Raw genomic sequence first — 17366 nt, forward strand, 5'->3', positions numbered from 1 at the left:
TTGAGTCATCGTTATATACCATTAACAGAACAAGATAAAAATGAAATGCTAAATAGTATTGGGGCAAAATCTATTTCCGAATTATTTGATGATATACCTACAGATATTTTATTAAAAAGAAATTTAAATATTGCCGAAAGCGAAGCGGAGACGATATTACTTAGAAGGTTAAATCGTCTCGCAGCTAAAAATACAACTAAAGAAACACATGCAACATTTCTAGGTGCGGGCGTTTATGATCATTATACTCCAGCTGTTGTCGATGCAATGATTTCAAGATCTGAATTCTACACCGCATATACACCTTATCAACCTGAAATTTCTCAAGGTGAGTTACAAGCAATTTTTGAATTTCAAACACTCATTTGTGAATTAACAGATATGGATGTAGCAAATTCTTCTATGTATGATGGTATGACTAGTTTTGCTGAAGCATGTATATTGGCACTAAGTCATACGAAAAAAAATAAAATTGTAGTTTCAAGTGGACTACATTATCAAGCTTTACAAATTCTACACACATACGCCAAAACTCGTGATGAATTTGAAATAATTGAAGTTGATCTTAAAGGTACTATTACTGATTTAGAGAAATTAGAACAACTTATCGATGACAACACAGCAGCTGTCGCTGTCCAATATCCCAATTTTTATGGTTCTATTGAAGATTTAGAACAAATTAATAACTATATAAAGGATAAAAAAGCTTTATTTATCGTATATGCCAATCCACTTTCTTTAGGATTACTAACACCCCCAGGTACATTCGGGGCAGACATAGTAGTGGGAGATACACAGCCTTTTGGTATTCCTACACAATTTGGGGGTCCGCATTGTGGATACTTTGCTACAACAAAGAAATTAATGAGAAAAGTACCTGGTCGATTAGTTGGGCAAACTCAAGATGACGAAGGTAATCGTGGATTTGTTCTCACGTTACAAGCTAGAGAACAACATATCCGCCGTGATAAAGCAACTTCTAATATTTGTTCAAATCAAGCTTTAAATGCACTTGCATCTTCAATAGCAATGTCAGCTTTAGGTAAACAAGGTATTTATGAAATTGCAGTTCAAAATCTTAAAAATGCCAATTATGCCAAAAATAAGTTTGAAGAACATGGTTTTGAGGTACTAAAAGCACAATCTTTTAATGAATTTGTAGTCAAATTTAATCAACCAATAAAAAATATTAATCTTAAATTAGCAGAATATGGATATATTGGTGGTTTTGACTTAGGTGAAGTATCTGATGATTTTAAAAACCATATGTTAGTAGCAGTTACAGAGTTAAGATCTAAAGATGAAATCGATGATTTCGTTACGAAAGCAGGTGAGTTAAATGATTAGTAAATCAAGTCCTTTAATATTTGAAAGATCCAAAAAAGATAGATATGCGTATTCATTACCACAAAATGACATTGAGAATATCAGTATTGCTTCACTCTTAGATGATAAGTATATTCGTAAACATAAGGCTGAATTTCCCGAGGTTTCAGAATTAGATTTAGTTAGACATTATACCGAACTATCAAATAAAAATTTCGGGGTAGATACTGGATTTTACCCATTAGGTTCTTGTACGATGAAATATAATCCTAAAATCAATGAAAAGGTAGCGCGTATTTCTGGTTTTAGTGAATCTCATCCTTTACAAGAAGAAGAACACGTTCAAGGTTCTCTTGAAATTATATATAGTTTACAAGAAGAATTGAAGGAAATTACTGGTATGGATGAAGTTACCCTACAACCTGCTGCAGGTGCACATGGTGAGTGGACTGCTTTAATGATTTTCAAAGCTTATCATGAAAAAAATGGACAAAGCCATCGTGATGAAGTAATAGTGCCTGATTCAGCACATGGTACTAATCCTGCTTCTGCCTCATTTGCTGGATTTAAATCAGTAACTGTAAAATCTAATCAACGTGGGGAAGTTGACATAGAAGATTTAAAAAGAGTAGTAAACGATAATACAGCTGCAATCATGTTAACTAATCCAAATACATTAGGTATATTTGAACAGGATATTATTGAAATAGGGAAAATCGTTCATGAAGCAGGAGGTTTATTATATTACGATGGAGCAAATTTAAATGCTATTTTAGATAAAGTACGTCCTGGTGATATGGGCTTTGATGCGGTACATCTTAATTTGCACAAAACATTCACTGGTCCTCATGGCGGTGGTGGACCAGGATCAGGACCAGTTGGAGTAGTAGAGAAATTAGCCAGTTATCTACCTAAGCCTATGGTTATAAAAGATAACGATAGGTATAAATATGATAATGATATTCCAAATTCAATTGGACGAGTAAAACCGTTTTATGGAAATTTCGGCATTTATTTAAGAGCATATACTTATATCAGATCAATGGGAGCCAATGGTTTAAAAGAAGTATCTGAAGCTGCCGTTCTTAATGCGAATTATATAAAATCTCGCCTTAAAAATCACTTTGAAATTCCGTTCAATCAATATTGTAAACATGAATTTGTATTAAGTGGAACTTTACAAAAACAATATGGTGTCAGAACATTAGATATGGCTAAGCGACTGTTAGATTTTGGTGTGCATCCACCTACAATATATTTTCCTCTCAATGTCGAAGAAGGAATGATGATTGAGCCAACAGAAACTGAATCTAAAGAAACACTTGATTACTTTATTGATGCGATGATTCAAATCGCTGACGAAACAAAAAATGATCCAGATAAAGTTTTAGAAGCACCACATACGACTATAATTGATCGATTAGATGAGACCACTGCAGCACGAAAACCAATTCTTAAATTTGAAGAACTTAAGGACGAAAAGTATAAAGAACACACAAATATTGATTCTGAAGATAATTAAATCGCTAATTAGAAATCTATATACTAGCTAAAACTTCTAAAAGTAACAATAATCAAAAGTTAACTTATACTAATCTTTTACTAAATAAAAAATATCTTTTTTAAAACATTTAAAAATAAGATTATATGTTAATACGTAGTGTTTTTACGATATTTCTGTGAAAGGTGCGCGAATCCAAAATACAGGCTGAAACGGTAACTTTTGATGACGAGTCGTTCAATATGAAAGTTATATAAATAAAGAAAAAGCAGGGACATAATTACTGGCTTCTTTATTTACAATACTTCGTATTGTTGACTCGCATTCTTAGGAGGTAGCTTCAGCCTGTAGTCTTCAGCTATCCTGTTCTCTCAAGAGTCTCGCCAAAATATTTTTGTTGATATGTAATTTTACATTGAAATGTTTAAAAAATAATGAAGAATTTTAAATGGAAATATTTTATAAAACCCAAATTAATAAAACTTTCAGAACAAAAAGCAAAAACCATCTACAGTCAAAGAAAATTTGGTCTGGAAGCTTTTTTGGATTTGTGAAGTCTATTTTGAGTTTCACTCGAATGTCCGTTCGAGAGATAAATAAAGCCAAAAGAGAACTAGAATTTGTACTAATGGCACTTAATATAAGAAAAGTAACAGTTCAACGAGCTAAAAATAATCAAAAAAATTATAAAAAGACAATTTCTATATTTTTTCAATAGAAATTGTCTTTATTAACTTATCTTGGAACTTTATGTCCCAGCTTCTTCTTTGAAAGGTTTATATATCATCATCTAAAAAAACTCTTTGAAAGCATCTATTAACATAATCCTTTCAAAGAGTTTAATAACTTAAAGACATCATTTCGTAAAATTACTTTTTAGATTTTATTTTACCTGTCCATTTTTTGTAACCGCCTTTAAGCATGTAAATATTTTTATATCCATTTTTTCTTAATATACGTGCAGCACGATAACTTGCTATACCATTAGCATCACATAAATAAATAGGTTGGTCATTTCTTAGTCCTTGATATCGTTGCTTAAATACTGTGATAGGAATATTACGTGCACCATTAATATGTCCATAATCATAATCCACTTTTTCCCTCACATCAATAACTTGAGCTTTTCTTAAACCTTTATGGAATTCATTTTGGTCTAATTCATTTACAGCTCGCTTATTAAGAATTTGTTGGATAATCATATATGCAATGATAATAACAATAATACCAATTGCAATGTACAAAGAGATACTCATCTTGCATCCTCCCTAATTTACCGATATTATAATTATAAGACTGTTAGTACAATTTATCAAAATATTTTTTCGAGTTAGATTATGTTTATATCACATAATCTAAATATACAAAGAGATACATAATAGTTTTAATTTTAATATTTCGATAGGGGTATGATTATGACTGAAATATGGAATTTTATAAATACTGGAAGCAAAAATCCTTATTATAATATGGCAATGGACGAAGCGTTACTAAATTTTGTATCGCGTGGAGAAATCGATCCAGTTATAAGATTTTATACTTGGAATCCTGCAACACTCTCAATAGGCTACTTTCAGCGTCTCCAAAAAGAAATTGATATTGATAAAGTAAAAGAAAAGGGCTATGGCTTAGTAAGACGTCAAACGGGTGGTAGAGGCGTGTTACACGATAAAGAATTAACATATAGCGTTATTGTTCCTGAGTCTCATCCAAATATGCCTTCAACTGTAACTGAAGCTTATAAAATTATTTCACAAGGATTATTAGAAGGTTTTAAAAATTTAGGTTTTGAAACTTATTTCGCTATCCCCCGTTCTAAAGAAGAACGAGACAAATTAAAGCAACCACGAAGTTCAGTATGTTTTGATGCACCTAGTTGGTATGAGCTTGTAGTAGAAGGCAGAAAAATTGCAGGTAGCGCTCAAACCAGACAAAAAGGTGTCATTCTTCAACATGGTTCAATTTTACAAGATATAGATATCGATGATTTATTTGATATGTTTAAATTTAAAAATGAACGACTAAAAGCAAAAATGAAAGAAAATTTTGTTCAAAAAGCTGTAGCTATTAATGACATTTCAAATCAACATATTACATTAAATGAAATGGAGAACGCCTTTGAGGCAGGTTTTAAAAAAGGACTGAATATAGATTTTAAACCTCTAGAATTAACGGAAAAACAATTAGAGGAAGTACAAGAACTCGAAGATAAATACCGCTCTGAAGCATGGATGTACCGTAAATAATTATGAAGAGAGCAATAAGGCGACATCATTTGATATCGCCTTATTGCTTTCTTTTTTGTCTTTTATATTTACGAAGTGCTTTTTTATACTTTCTTTGATCTTCTGTTAAAAAGAAGAAATAGTATATAATATAAATAATTAAAGCTATAATTGCAAAACTAATAATGGCTTTCATAATCGAAAATAAAAACTCATCAAGATTCATCATTAAACCAAATGCAGCTATCGCTAATATTAAATAAAAGATGAATTTGCGCATCTCAAAACTCCTATTAATTTAAATTTGTATTTATTGTTGCAAGTTTTTTTTGACCTTTTTCTATTTTTTTATTATCTTTCGTTTCATATCCTTTTTTTATTGTATTGAATGCTGAAGATAAGTCTTTATTAAGTTGACGTATTTCTTTTTCTTTTTTCTTATCTTCTTCAGATTGTGATTCAGAGTCTACAGATTCTTTATATTTAATGAAAGTACCGTCAATATCATTTAAAATGTCATCTAATTTTCTTTGAATCGCTACTTTATTATTATTTTTATTAACTTTTGATTCAATATCTCTATAATCTTTAATGGTTTTTGCAATAGAGTCGTAATAATCAGATGATGCTTTTAAATTTTTTATTTTTAACTTATTAGATGAAGCCTCTTTAGTATTTTCTTTATCTTGTTTAAGGGCGGCTATTTTAGATTTATGTTCGCCAATTTCTTGATTAAGTTCTTGAATATCAAGTTTTAATTGATGATTATCATCACGTAACTCAGTCGTTTTATCTTCTAAAGGAGCTAAGTTCTGACTTCCACAACCCATAAGCAAACTGCTCGCACCAACTATTAATATTAACTTTTTCATTGTCTTCTCCCTAAACCAAAAACTATTATTATTATTACTAGTTATGCTATCATTTTAATGTATAAAATAAAAATGTACAAATGTAAACGTAGGAGGGAAAAAATGAATAAATTAAGAAAAGTTCTAGATATCATTGAACATAAGCACTTAGATGCAATCATAGTATTATCAGATTATAATAGACGTTATCTTTCAGATTTTACTGGTACAAGTGGTGCACTAATCATAACACCTAAAAAACAATATCTTATTACTGATTTTAGATATATAGACCAAGCTACAGAACAGGCACAGGATTTTGAAATTATAAATCGAAAATCAAGTTTGATTTCTGAAATTAAATCCATATTAGAAAGAGAAAATTTATCAAATATTGGTTTTGAAGGTCATTTAATCAGTTATGATACTTATGTTGAACTTAATAAAGGATTAATTACTTTAATAAGCATATCTAATGAAATTGATAAGATTAGAGAAATTAAAAATAAGGAAGAAATTCAGCTCATTCAAAAAGCGGCTAAGATAGTAGATCAAACATATGAATATATCCTCACTCAAGTAAGTATCGGAATGACAGAACGAGAAATTAAAGCTAAATTAGAAAGTAAGATGTTAGAATTAGGCGCAGATGGCCCTTCATTCGACACAATAGTGGCTTCAGGTTACCGAGGTGCGTTACCGCATGGTGTTGCAAGTGATAAGCGTATTGAAAAGGGTGATATGATTACATTAGATTTTGGTGCATACTATAGAGGATATTGTTCAGATATTACGCGCACGTTTGCAATAGGAGAACCGGATCCAAAACTCAAAGAAATATTTAATATAGTTCTAACTTCTCAAAAGAAAGCTATTGAACAAATCAAACCAGGTATGACTGCAAAAGAAGCAGATGCTATATCTAGAGAGTATATTTCATCTCACAACTATGGTGAGCAGTTTGGCCATTCACTTGGTCATGGTATCGGCCTTGATATTCATGAAGGTCCACTATTATCTCAAAATAGTTCAGATGAATTAAAAATAAATAACTGTGTTACTATAGAACCAGGCATATACATTGAGGGATTGGGTGGCGTTAGAATAGAAGATGACATTCTTATTACAGAAAATGGATGTCATGTCTTTACTAAATGCTCAAAAGACCTTATTATTTTAGAGTAAGCGCGTATAATTGAGGAGGAGACTGAATGATTTCAGTAAATGATTTTAAAACAGGTTTAACGATTTCTGTTGATAACGGAATCTGGAAAGTTATTGATTTCCAACATGTCAAACCAGGAAAAGGTTCAGCTTTTGTTCGTTCTAAATTACGTAATTTAAGAACAGGTGCTATTCAAGAAAAAACTTTCAGAGCTGGCGAAAAAGTTGAGCAAGCAATGATCGAGAATCGTCGTATGCAATATTTATATGCTGATGGCGATAACCATGTATTCATGGATAACGAGACATTTGATCAAATCGAATTACCTGGTGACTACTTAAAAGATGAATTAAATTACTTAAAAGCGAATATGGAAGTTCAAGTTCAATCTTATGAAAGTGAAGTTATTGGTGTTGAATTACCAAAAACTGTAGAACTTGAAGTTACTGAAACTGAACCTGGAATCAAAGGTGATACTGCCACTGGCGCAACAAAATCTGCGACTGTTGAAACAGGTTATACTCTAAATGTACCTTTATTTGTAAATGAAGGTGACACACTAGTGATAAATACTAGTGATGGAAGTTACATTTCTAGAGGATAAACACTAATTAACTAAACTCCAGAGTATACATCAATTAGATGTTATACTTTGGAGTTTTTGTTTTCAAAATGTAAAATTACATAATATAGTATTGTAATTATTAATAAATATGTATATAATTACATAATAATACAATAAGGAGTGTATATATGCATATTTCTATAGTAGGTATCACAGGCTATACAGGACTAGAATTGTTAAGATTAGCACTTAATCACCCTCATGTAACAGTTTCATCGATTCATGCTACAAAAGAAGTGGGAGTGCAAATTTCTGATATATTCCCTCATTTGAAAGGTATTTTTGATAAAGAAATTCAGGTTTTCGACAGTGAATTTATTATGACACATTCAGATTTGGTATTTTTTGCTACTCCGAGTGGCGTTGCAAAAGATTTATCCAAAAATTTCGTTAAAAATAATTTTCCTGTTATAGACTTATCAGGTGACCATCGTTTATCTCCAGATGTTTATCTCAAATGGTATAAAAAATCACCGTGTACTGTTGATATACAAAAGCGTTTTACATATGGTCTCTCAGAAGTAATGAATATTAGTCATCGCAATAGATTTATTGCTAACCCTGGTTGTTATGCAACTGCAACTGAATTAGCGCTATATCCCATAATCAGCAATCATTTAATCCGTGTTGATTCTATAATTGTTGATGCTAAAAGTGGTCTTACTGGAGCTGGTAAAAAATTAAATCAGTCATCGCATTACGTAAATGTAAACAATAATTATGTGACGTATAAACTTAATAAACATCAACATATTCCTGAAATTGTACAAACGTTGCAGTTTTTTAACAAAAGTTTACAGAATATTCAGTTTTCGACATCGCTTATTCCGGTTAATAGAGGTATTGTTGCAACTATATACACACGGCTTGAAAACGGAGTTAAAATAAATCAAATAGAATCTACCTACAAGGATGTATATAAAAATAAGCCTTTCATAAGAATTAAAGATGGATTACCACAGTTAAATGAAGTAATAGGAACAAATTACACTGATATTGGTTTTGTTTATAACGAAACCACGGGTGTTTTAACAATTTCATCAGTTATTGATAATTTAATTAAAGGTGCCGCTGGACAAGCAATTCAAAACATGAATCTGATGTTTAATTTCGACGAAACTGATGGTTTAATTTTGGCGCCTTTATATATCTAATATAGGGGGACTAAATTATGAATATAATTAAGGGAAATATTGCAAGTCCTCTTGGATTTTCAGCTGATGGTCTGCACGCTGGCTTTAAAAAGAAAAAATTAGACTTTGGTTGGATTGTTTCAGAAGTACCTGCAAATGTAGCTGGTGTATTTACAACTAATAAGGTCATTGCTGCACCATTAAAATTAACAAAAAACAGCATCGAAAAAAGTGGTAAAATGCAAGCTATTGTTGTTAATTCAGGTATTGCTAATTCTTGTACTGGTAAACAAGGAGAAAAAGATGCTTTTAAAATGCAACAACTGGCCGCAAATAAATTACAAATTCAACCAGAATATGTTGGTGTCGCATCTACTGGTGTTATTGGAAAGGTGATGCCAATGTCTATTCTAAAGAATGGCTTTTCCAAACTAGTTAAAAACGGTAATGCTGATGACTTTGCAAAAGCGATATTAACAACGGATACTCATACAAAAACATGCGTTGTAAACGAAGAATTTGGTAGCGATACAGTAACGATGGCAGGTGTAGCAAAAGGGTCAGGAATGATACATCCTAATTTGGCTACAATGCTAGCATTTATAACCTGTGACGCTAACATCTCATCACAAACATTACAACAGGCTTTAAAAGATGTGGTTGAAGTTACATTCAATCAAATCACTGTAGATGGTGACACTTCAACAAATGATATGGTGCTTGTGATGTCAAATGGATGTACAAATAATAACGAAATTAAAAAAGACAGCGAAGACTACTATAAATTTAAGCAGATGCTTCTATATATTATGACCGATTTAGCAAAAAGTATTGCAAGGGATGGCGAAGGTGCTTCTAAATTAATAGAAGTCACGGTTAAAGGTGCAAAAGAATCTAGTGCTGCAAGAATGATTGCTAAAAGTGTGGTGGGTTCAAGTTTAGTAAAAACCGCAATTTTTGGCGAAGATCCTAATTGGGGTAGAATTATTGCTGCTGCAGGTTATGCTAAAACATATTTTGATATTAATCAGGTAGACATTTTTATAGGTAGGATACCTGTATTAATAAGATCCTCACCAGTAAAGTACGATAAAGAAGAAATTCAAGAAATAATGAGTGCTGAAGAAATATCAATTCAGCTTGACCTTCATCAAGGGAATTGTGAAGGTCAAGCATGGGGATGTGATTTATCGTATGACTACGTTAAAATCAACGCACTATACACCACTTAGGAGGAACATATGAAAAACATCATCGTAATTAAGCTCGGTGGTATAGCTATAGAAAATTTAAACGACGCATTTATACAACAAATTAATGCTTGGCACCTTGAAAACAAAAAAATAATTATTGTTCACGGTGGCGGCCAAGTCATCAGTAATTTATTAACTAAAAACAATCATTCAACTATTAAAATTGATGGCATGAGAGTAACTGCTAAAAATGATTTACCTATCATATATGATGCTTTAATTAACATAGTTGGCCATCAACTTTTAGAAAGACTTAAAGAATCTAATTTAGAATTTTTTCAATTTAAAGAAAAGATAAAAGAACTTGTAAGCGCCGAATTTTTAAATAAAAATATCTATGGTTACGTTGGTAAAGTTAAAGAAATCAACACGATGCTATTAGAAAAAATGTTATCACGCGACATAATACCAATTATCACTAGTTTGGGTGTAAATGAGCAAGGGGAGTATCTTAATGTTAATGCTGATCATCTCGCCACCGCAATTGCTAAGAAACTAAAAGTCGAAAAATTAGTATATATGACTGATGTCCCTGGTGTAATTGAAAAAGATAAAACGCTTGCTACTCTTACAATTAATGAAGCAAAAACAAAAATTGAAAATAAAATAATTACAGGCGGAATGATACCTAAAATTGAGAGTGCAATCCAAACATTAGAATCTGGTGTTGAATCGATTTTAATTGCAAATAATTTACAAAAAGGAACAATCATAAGGGGTGATTAATGATGAGTTATCTTTTTAATAATTACAAGCGTGACAATATAGAGTTTGTTGATGCTAATCAAAATGAATTAATTGATAAAGATAATAATGTCTACCTAGATTTTTCGTCAGGTATAGGTGTGACAAATCTGGGTTTTAATATGGAAATTTACCAAGCAGTTTATAATCAACTGAATTTAATATGGCATTCACCCAATTTATACCTAAGTAGTATCCAAGAGGAAGTGGCTCAAAAATTAATTGGTCAACGAGATTATTTAGCTTTCTTTTGTAATAGCGGAACAGAAGCGAATGAGGCAGCTATCAAACTCGCACGTAAAGCTACTGGTAAGTCGGAAATTATTGCTTTTAAAAAGTCTTTTCACGGCAGAACGTACGGCGCAATGTCTGCAACAGGACAGAAGAAAATTACAGATCAATTTGGTCCGGTTGTTCCTGGATTCAAATTTGCTATTTTTAATGATTTTAATTCATTTAAATCATTAACTTCAAATAATACTGCTGCTGTAATTATAGAAATAATTCAAGGTGAATCAGGAGTACTACCTGCTGATTCTTTATTTATGAAGCAATTAAATGAGTATTGTAAACAAAAAGATATCCTTATAATTGTAGACGAGGTTCAAACGGGCATAGGTAGAACCGGTAAGTTATATGCTCATGAACATTATCAATTGTCTCCAGATATCATCACATTAGCTAAAGGATTAGGTAATGGCCTTCCTATTGGAGCAATGTTAGGCAAAAAAAATTTAGGTCATGCATTTGGCTACGGTTCTCATGGTACAACATTCGGTGGAAATAGATTATCATTGGCTGCTGCAAACCAAACGCTTTCTATCATTAATGATGCTGATTTGCTGAATGATGTTCAATCAAAGGGGCAATTTCTTATTGAAAACTTAAGAAAAAGTTTAGTAAATAAAAGAAATGTAATTGAAGTACGTGGTGTAGGTTTAATGGTAGGAATAGAGGTCACTAATGATCCTAGTCAAGTAGTGCGAGAAGCTAAACGTATGGGGTTAATCATTTTAACAGCTGGTAAAAATGTGATTAGGTTATTACCGCCATTGACCATCACTAAAAAACAATTAGAAAAAGGTATAGAAATATTAACTGAAATCATTTGATTTATAAATGGTAACTTATCTAAAATATCGAGTTGATATACAGAGTGTACAATTCAGCAAAGTAACTTTTAAAACACCGTTTCGTTAAAATACAAAAAATAAAACGAAACGAGTGTCTTTTTTATGCTTTTAGTCAATCTCTAAAATATTTAAATAAATACCGACGTTTTGATGTTTAATGAACATGCTTGAATTGAATCTTTTACTCAAGTAAAATAGATGGGTAGATGAAAACAAACCTAAGGAGTCAGTAAGAAATGAACTTTAAAGAAATAAAAGAATTAATCGAAATTCTTGATCAATCTAGTTTAACTGAAATAAATATTGAAGATAATAAAGGTAGCGTAGTTAATTTAAAAAAAGAAAAAGAGACTGAAATAGTTACACCGCAAGTTACTCAACAACCAACTCAACCGATAAATCATACGCATAATGAAACACAACAAAAGCCATCACATAGCTCTAAAGATGAACAAAGTAGTGATAATGAATACAATACCATTAATGCACCAATGGTTGGTACATTTTATAAATCACCTTCACCAGATGAAGAAGCATACGTTCAAGTTGGAGATAAAGTTACGAATGAAAGTACTGTTTGTATATTAGAAGCTATGAAATTATTTAATGAGATTCAAGCCGAAACAACAGGTGAAATCATAGAAATTTTAGTAGAAGACGGACAAATGGTAGAGTATGGCCAGCCGTTATTTAAGGTGAAATAATGAAAAAGATTTTAATCGCTAATCGTGGTGAAATCGCAGTAAGAATAATAAGAGCGGCACACGATTTAGGTATTCAAACAGTAGCTATATACTCAGAAGGTGACAAAGATGCATTACATACTCAAATTGCTGATGAAGCATACTGCGTCGGTCCTACTTTATCAAAAGATTCTTATTTAAATATACCAAATATTTTATCTATCGCTACTTCTACAGGATGTGATGGTGTTCATCCTGGATACGGCTTTTTGGCTGAAAATGGTGATTTTGCTGAATTGTGTGAAGCATGCCAATTAAAATTTATTGGGCCAAGCTATCAATCAATTCAGAAAATGGGAATAAAAGATATTGCTAAAGCTGAAATGATTAAAGCCAATGTACCTGTAGTACCAGGAAGTGAAGGACTTATTCAAAGTATAGATGACGCTAAAAAAATAGCTAAAAAAATCGGCTATCCAGTTATCATCAAAGCCACAGCAGGTGGTGGTGGAAAAGGTATTCGGGTTGCTCGTGATGAGAAAGAACTTGAAACTGGTTACCGTATGACACAACAAGAAGCTGAAACCGCGTTCGGAAATGGTGGTTTATACTTAGAAAAATTTATAGAAAACTTTAGACATATAGAGATTCAAATTATTGGCGATACTTATGGAAACGTTATACATTTAGGTGAACGTGATTGTACAATTCAAAGAAGAATGCAAAAGCTCGTTGAAGAAGCACCCTCACCAGTTTTAAGTGAAGATAAACGCCAAGAAATGGGTAATGCTGCAATTAGAGCCGCAAAAGCTGTAAATTATGAAAACGCAGGTACAATTGAATTTATATATGATTTAGATGATAACCAATTTTATTTCATGGAAATGAATACACGTATTCAAGTTGAACACCCAGTAACTGAAATGGTAACAGGAGTAGATTTAGTAAAATTACAACTCAAAGTTGCTATGGGTGAGGCGTTACCTTTTAAACAAGAAGATATTTCCATTAACGGTCACGCTATTGAATTTCGAATCAATGCTGAAAATCCTTACAAAAACTTTATGCCATCACCAGGCAAGATTACCCAATATCTTGCTCCAGGCGGTTTTGGAGTGAGAATTGAATCAGCATGTTATACTAATTATACGATACCACCTTACTATGACTCCATGGTGGCAAAACTTATAGTTCACGAACCTACACGTGAAGAATCAATTATGACAGGCATTCGTGCTTTAAGTGAATATCTTGTTTTAGGTATCGACACTACGATTCCATTCCACTTAAGACTTCTAAATAATCATATTTTTAGAAGTGGGGAATTTAATACAAAATTCCTAGAAAAGTATAATATTATAGACGATAATAACCAATAGGAGGATAAAGAATGGTCAATGTAGCAGATTATTCTCAATCTAATTTAGGAAAAATTGAAATAGCACCAGAAGTATTATCTGTTATCGCATCCATTGCGACATCAGAAGTAGAAGGTATTACAGGCCATTTTGCTGAACTAAAAAAAACAAATCTAGAGAAGATTAGTCGAAAAAATTTAAACAGAGATTTAAAAATCGAAGCTAAAGAAGACGGAATATACATTGATGTATTTTGTTCTTTAAAACATGGCGTAAATATTTCTAAAACTGCAAATCAAATTCAAGAAGCAATTTTCAATTCAATTACGACAATGACAGCTATTGAACCACAGCAAATTAATATTCACATCAGAAGTATCGTCGCAGAAAAATAAATAATTTAAATTATAGGTGCACTTTACTAGAAAGTTGTACCTATAATTTTATAAATACATTTGAAGGAGTAAAATATGAGTCGTAAAGATGCAAGAGTACAAGCTTTTCAAACTTTATTTCAACTTGAAATAAAAGAGACAGATTTAACAATTCAAGAAGCAATTGAATTTATTAAAGATGATCATTCTGATTTAGACTTTGATTTTATATACTGGTTAGTTACTGGAGTCAAAGATCATCAAATCGTTTTAGACGAAACAATTAAACCCCATTTAAAAGACTGGTCTATCGATCGTTTACTGAAATCAGATCGTATTATTTTAAGAATGGCAACTTTTGAAATATTGCACAGCGACACACCTAAAAAAGTAGTTGTTAATGAAGCTGTAGAACTCACAAAACAGTTTAGTGATGATGATCATTATAAATTTGTTAATGGTGTTTTAAGTAATATAAATGATTAAAATGAGTGATAACTATGACTGAATATTTAAGTGTTTCTGCACTAACTAAATATATAAAATATAAATTTGACCAAGATCCTCATCTACAGTCAGTTCTTATTAAAGGAGAATTATCTAACTTTAAAAAGCATTCAAGCGGACATTTATATTTTAATGTCAAGGACAAAGAAAGTGTCATCAGTGGAATGATGTTTAAAGGAAATGCTTCTAAGTTAGGCTTTGAGCCTAAAGAAGGTGATGAGGTTTTAATTGAAGCTCGCGTTTCTGTTTATGAAAGACGAGGAAATTATCAAATATATGTTAATAAGATGCAACTCGATGGTATTGGTAATTTATACCAAAAGCTTGAACTACTAAAAAAGAAATTGAAAAAAGAAGGCTATTTTGATCAAAGTAACAAAAAACTCATACCAAAGTATCCAAAGAAAATAGCGGTTTTAACAGCGAGCACAGGTGCAGCCATTAGAGACATACATAGTACGATTAACAATCGCTACCCTTTGGTCGAACAAATTCAAATCAGTACCCTTGTTCAAGGCACGCAAGCTAGACAAGATATAATAGAAAAGATTCAATATGCTGATTCATTAGATGTTGATACAATAATAGTTGGACGTGGTGGTGGTTCAATTGAAGATTTGTGGAACTTTAATGAAGAAGATGTTGTTAAAACCATCTTTAATTGTCAAACACCTATTATATCAGCTGTAGGTCATGAGACTGATTTTACATTGAGCGATTTTGTAGCAGATGTTAGAGCTGCGACACCTACTCAAGCTGCTGTTATAGCAACACCTGATCAATATGAGTTATTACAACAAATTAAACAGTATGAATATACATTATCAAGATATATAAAACAATATATCGAACATCAGAAGAAACAACTTAATCACATATCATCATATTACAAATTTAAGCAACCGAGTTTATTGTACGATCAACAAATTCAAAAACGAGATGAATTAGAAAGACAATTAAATCATCTATTAAATACTAAAGTTGAAAAGTCAAAACATCACCTCAAGTTACTTCAACAAAGTTTTAATTTTAAAAATTTAAATCAGCAGATTACTCAGGAAAAGCAATCTATTTATCAATTGCATTCTAGATTGTCCAAAATAATGTCCAATAACATTACTAATTTAAAAACAGTGCTAAAAAACAAATTAGAAAGTCTTAATAATTTAAGCCCCACCAATACGATGCTTAGAGGGTACGCAATTGTCAATAAAGACAATGAAGTGGTTACAAGCACACATAAATTGAATGAAAACGACCAAATATCTTTAACAATGAAAGACGGAAGTGTCGATGCAACGGTTAAGAAAGTAAGGTGTAATGATGAGTAAAGAAAAGCAAAGTTTCGAAGAAATGATGAAAGAACTTGAAAATATCGTTCAAAAATTGGATAATGAAGCAGTTTCTTTAGAAGAATCCCTCGATTTATACCAACGTGGTATGAAACTATCTGCTAATTGTGATTCAACTTTAAAAGAAGCAGAGAAAAAAGTGAATGAATTAATGCAAGAAGAAGTTGGTGATAAAGGAAATGAAGAAACTACAGATGAATAAATTAATAAATATAATTAATACATCACTGAATAAGTCAATACAATCATCACCATTAAAAACTAATTTAGAAGAAAGTATGAAATATTCATTAAATGCTGGTGGTAAAAGAATCAGACCAGTCATATTATTATTAACACTAAAAATGCTTAACAAAGATTATCAACAAGGACTAAATAGTGCTTTAGCATTGGAAATGATTCATACTTATTCTTTAATTCATGATGATTTACCAGCAATGGATAATGACGATTACCGTAGAGGAAAATTAACAAATCATAAAGTTTATGGTGAATGGAAAGCCATTCTTGCTGGTGATGCATTATTAACAAAAGCTTTTGAATTAGTTTCTAATGATACTACCATTGAAGATAGTGTGAAAGTAAGTATTATAAAAAGACTTTCAAAAGCAAGTGGACATTTGGGAATGGTGGGTGGCCAAGCGCTTGATATGGAAAGTGAAGGGAAGTCAATTCGTTTAGAAACTTTAGAATCAATTCATGAAACTAAGACAGGCGCTTTACTAAATTTTTCAGTTATGGCTGCGGTAGACATTGCTCAAGTAGAACAAAATATTGCTAAGAATTTAGATGAATTTAGTCATCATTTAGGAATGATGTTTCAAATTAAAGATGATTTACTGGATGTGTATGGTGATGAATCAAAACTTGGCAAAAAAGTAGGCAGTGATATAGTAAATCATAAAAGTACTTATGTTTCTTTACTTGGAAAAGAAGGAGCAGAAGAAAAGTTAAACAATCATCAATATCTTGCTATGAACTGCTTAAATCAAATTTCTGATCAATATGATACTTCTGAATTAAGTGATATTGTAGATTTATTCTATAACAGAGACCATTAATTTATAAAAAAATATACTATATTTAGAATGTCTATTTTAACGTTATAACGCATTTATATCTATAGGTTGTCTTCA

Annotated in this window: 19 protein-coding genes and 1 pseudogene; 17 read left to right on the top strand and 3 right to left on the bottom strand. The window is 31.4% G+C overall.

All coding sequences use genetic code 11. The features are described 5' to 3' along the window. The 3 genes and pseudogenes from gcvPA to FNL83_RS06390 all read left to right on the top strand — a co-directional run. Window positions 1-1347: an aminomethyl-transferring glycine dehydrogenase subunit GcvPA gene (gene gcvPA / locus FNL83_RS06380; RefSeq protein ID WP_002456181.1), complete on the top strand. Its 1347-nt coding sequence runs from the start codon at window positions 1-3 to the stop codon at window positions 1345-1347. Then, window positions 1340-2848: an aminomethyl-transferring glycine dehydrogenase subunit GcvPB gene (gene gcvPB, locus FNL83_RS06385; RefSeq protein ID WP_001831087.1), complete on the top strand. Its 1509-nt coding sequence runs from the start codon at window positions 1340-1342 to the stop codon at window positions 2846-2848. The genes gcvPA and gcvPB overlap by 8 nt, the downstream gene beginning before the upstream one ends. Before the next feature lie 407 nt (window positions 2849-3255). Then, window positions 3256-3598, top strand: a pseudogene (locus FNL83_RS06390) (transposase); the annotation flags it as partial. A 98-nt stretch (window positions 3599-3696) separates the two neighbouring features. Here FNL83_RS06390 and FNL83_RS06395 read toward each other — a convergent pair. Beyond that, window positions 3697-4083, bottom strand: coding sequence for a rhodanese-like domain-containing protein (locus FNL83_RS06395; protein WP_001831303.1), 387 nt, complete (start codon window positions 4081-4083; stop codon window positions 3697-3699). Between the two features lie 159 nt (window positions 4084-4242). On the opposite strand from FNL83_RS06395, the gene FNL83_RS06400 reads away from it, so the two are divergent. Beyond that, window positions 4243-5073 carry a lipoate--protein ligase family protein gene (locus FNL83_RS06400; protein ID WP_001830993.1) on the top strand — a complete coding sequence of 277 codons (831 nt, stop codon included), beginning with the start codon at window positions 4243-4245 and terminating at the stop codon, window positions 5071-5073. 40 nt (window positions 5074-5113) lie between these two features. On the opposite strand, the gene FNL83_RS06405 is transcribed toward FNL83_RS06400, so the two are convergent. Both FNL83_RS06405 and FNL83_RS06410 read right to left on the bottom strand, forming a co-directional pair. After that, window positions 5114-5332, bottom strand: a complete 219-nt coding sequence (locus FNL83_RS06405; RefSeq protein ID WP_001831076.1) for an SA1362 family protein — start codon at window positions 5330-5332, stop codon at window positions 5114-5116. Window positions 5333-5345: 13 nt separating this feature from the next. Beyond that, on the bottom strand, window positions 5346-5924 hold the full coding sequence (locus tag FNL83_RS06410; protein WP_001831193.1) for a hypothetical protein: 579 nt from the start codon (window positions 5922-5924) through the stop codon (window positions 5346-5348). Between the two features lie 102 nt (window positions 5925-6026). Here FNL83_RS06410 and FNL83_RS06415 point away from each other — a divergent pair, with 102 nt between their 5' ends. The 13 genes from FNL83_RS06415 (at window position 6027) to FNL83_RS06475 (ending at window position 17291) form a co-directional block, all read left to right on the top strand. After that, window positions 6027-7088, top strand: coding sequence for a M24 family metallopeptidase (locus FNL83_RS06415; protein WP_001831174.1), 1062 nt, complete (start codon window positions 6027-6029; stop codon window positions 7086-7088). A 26-nt stretch (window positions 7089-7114) separates the two neighbouring features. Further along, entirely contained in the window at window positions 7115-7672 is a 558-nt protein-coding gene (gene efp, locus FNL83_RS06420) for an elongation factor P (RefSeq protein WP_001831269.1), read from the top strand. A gap of 149 nt (window positions 7673-7821) precedes the next feature. Next, window positions 7822-8847, top strand: coding sequence for an N-acetyl-gamma-glutamyl-phosphate reductase (gene argC, locus FNL83_RS06425; protein WP_001830986.1), 1026 nt, complete (start codon window positions 7822-7824; stop codon window positions 8845-8847). A gap of 17 nt (window positions 8848-8864) precedes the next feature. Next, window positions 8865-10058 (top strand): bifunctional glutamate N-acetyltransferase/amino-acid acetyltransferase ArgJ, encoded by a 1194-nt coding sequence (argJ, locus tag FNL83_RS06430; protein ID WP_001831095.1) that lies wholly within the window; start codon window positions 8865-8867, stop codon window positions 10056-10058. A gap of 9 nt (window positions 10059-10067) precedes the next feature. Beyond that, window positions 10068-10805 carry an acetylglutamate kinase gene (gene argB / locus FNL83_RS06435; RefSeq protein WP_001830946.1) on the top strand — a complete coding sequence of 246 codons (738 nt, stop codon included), beginning with the start codon at window positions 10068-10070 and terminating at the stop codon, window positions 10803-10805. Continuing rightward, a complete protein-coding gene (locus FNL83_RS06440) occupies window positions 10805-11935 on the top strand; it encodes an acetylornithine transaminase (RefSeq protein ID WP_001831058.1) in 1131 nt (376 codons plus the stop codon). Before argB ends, FNL83_RS06440 begins: the two co-directional genes overlap by 1 nt. Window positions 11936-12192: 257 nt before the next feature. After that, on the top strand, window positions 12193-12660 hold the full coding sequence (gene accB / locus FNL83_RS06445) for an acetyl-CoA carboxylase biotin carboxyl carrier protein (protein WP_001831211.1): 468 nt from the start codon (window positions 12193-12195) through the stop codon (window positions 12658-12660). After that, window positions 12660-14018 carry an acetyl-CoA carboxylase biotin carboxylase subunit gene (accC, locus tag FNL83_RS06450; protein WP_001831301.1) on the top strand — a complete coding sequence of 453 codons (1359 nt, stop codon included), beginning with the start codon at window positions 12660-12662 and terminating at the stop codon, window positions 14016-14018. Before accB ends, accC begins: the two co-directional genes overlap by 1 nt. An 11-nt stretch (window positions 14019-14029) precedes the next feature. Next, complete coding sequence (locus FNL83_RS06455) at window positions 14030-14392, top strand: Asp23/Gls24 family envelope stress response protein (RefSeq protein WP_002456495.1); 363 nt, start codon at window positions 14030-14032, stop codon at window positions 14390-14392. Between the two features lie 75 nt (window positions 14393-14467). Continuing rightward, on the top strand, window positions 14468-14857 hold the full coding sequence (gene nusB, locus FNL83_RS06460) for a transcription antitermination factor NusB (protein WP_001831090.1): 390 nt from the start codon (window positions 14468-14470) through the stop codon (window positions 14855-14857). Between the two features lie 14 nt (window positions 14858-14871). Then, window positions 14872-16209: an exodeoxyribonuclease VII large subunit gene (gene xseA / locus FNL83_RS06465; RefSeq protein WP_001831186.1), complete on the top strand. Its 1338-nt coding sequence runs from the start codon at window positions 14872-14874 to the stop codon at window positions 16207-16209. Further along, window positions 16202-16432, top strand: coding sequence for an exodeoxyribonuclease VII small subunit (locus FNL83_RS06470; RefSeq protein ID WP_001830935.1), 231 nt, complete (start codon window positions 16202-16204; stop codon window positions 16430-16432). Before xseA ends, FNL83_RS06470 begins: the two co-directional genes overlap by 8 nt. Then, complete coding sequence (locus FNL83_RS06475; RefSeq protein ID WP_002456496.1) at window positions 16410-17291, top strand: polyprenyl synthetase family protein; 882 nt, start codon at window positions 16410-16412, stop codon at window positions 17289-17291. Before FNL83_RS06470 ends, FNL83_RS06475 begins: the two co-directional genes overlap by 23 nt. The last annotated feature ends 75 nt before the right edge of the window (window positions 17292-17366 follow it).

The organism is Staphylococcus epidermidis (assembly GCF_006742205.1).
Lineage (GTDB): Bacteria > Bacillota > Bacilli > Staphylococcales > Staphylococcaceae > Staphylococcus > Staphylococcus epidermidis.

What these genes read in the sequence shown, in the direction of transcription:
- gcvPB (WP_001831087.1), top strand. Translation starts at nt 1,340, where the DNA reads ATGATTAGTAAATCAAGTCCTTTAATATTTGAAAGATCCAAAAAAGAT.
- FNL83_RS06395 (WP_001831303.1), bottom strand. Translation starts at nt 4,083, where the DNA reads ATGAGTATCTCTTTGTACATTGCAATTGGTATTATTGTTATTATCATT.
- FNL83_RS06400 (WP_001830993.1), top strand. Translation starts at nt 4,243, where the DNA reads ATGACTGAAATATGGAATTTTATAAATACTGGAAGCAAAAATCCTTAT.
- FNL83_RS06405 (WP_001831076.1), bottom strand. Translation starts at nt 5,332, where the DNA reads ATGCGCAAATTCATCTTTTATTTAATATTAGCGATAGCTGCATTTGGT.
- FNL83_RS06410 (WP_001831193.1), bottom strand. Translation starts at nt 5,924, where the DNA reads ATGAAAAAGTTAATATTAATAGTTGGTGCGAGCAGTTTGCTTATGGGT.
- FNL83_RS06415 (WP_001831174.1), top strand. Translation starts at nt 6,027, where the DNA reads ATGAATAAATTAAGAAAAGTTCTAGATATCATTGAACATAAGCACTTA.
- efp (WP_001831269.1), top strand. Translation starts at nt 7,115, where the DNA reads ATGATTTCAGTAAATGATTTTAAAACAGGTTTAACGATTTCTGTTGAT.
- argC (WP_001830986.1), top strand. Translation starts at nt 7,822, where the DNA reads ATGCATATTTCTATAGTAGGTATCACAGGCTATACAGGACTAGAATTG.
- argJ (WP_001831095.1), top strand. Translation starts at nt 8,865, where the DNA reads ATGAATATAATTAAGGGAAATATTGCAAGTCCTCTTGGATTTTCAGCT.
- argB (WP_001830946.1), top strand. Translation starts at nt 10,068, where the DNA reads ATGAAAAACATCATCGTAATTAAGCTCGGTGGTATAGCTATAGAAAAT.
- FNL83_RS06440 (WP_001831058.1), top strand. Translation starts at nt 10,805, where the DNA reads ATGATGAGTTATCTTTTTAATAATTACAAGCGTGACAATATAGAGTTT.
- accB (WP_001831211.1), top strand. Translation starts at nt 12,193, where the DNA reads ATGAACTTTAAAGAAATAAAAGAATTAATCGAAATTCTTGATCAATCT.
- accC (WP_001831301.1), top strand. Translation starts at nt 12,660, where the DNA reads ATGAAAAAGATTTTAATCGCTAATCGTGGTGAAATCGCAGTAAGAATA.
- FNL83_RS06455 (WP_002456495.1), top strand. Translation starts at nt 14,030, where the DNA reads ATGGTCAATGTAGCAGATTATTCTCAATCTAATTTAGGAAAAATTGAA.
- nusB (WP_001831090.1), top strand. Translation starts at nt 14,468, where the DNA reads ATGAGTCGTAAAGATGCAAGAGTACAAGCTTTTCAAACTTTATTTCAA.
- xseA (WP_001831186.1), top strand. Translation starts at nt 14,872, where the DNA reads ATGACTGAATATTTAAGTGTTTCTGCACTAACTAAATATATAAAATAT.
- FNL83_RS06470 (WP_001830935.1), top strand. Translation starts at nt 16,202, where the DNA reads ATGAGTAAAGAAAAGCAAAGTTTCGAAGAAATGATGAAAGAACTTGAA.
- FNL83_RS06475 (WP_002456496.1), top strand. Translation starts at nt 16,410, where the DNA reads ATGAAGAAACTACAGATGAATAAATTAATAAATATAATTAATACATCA.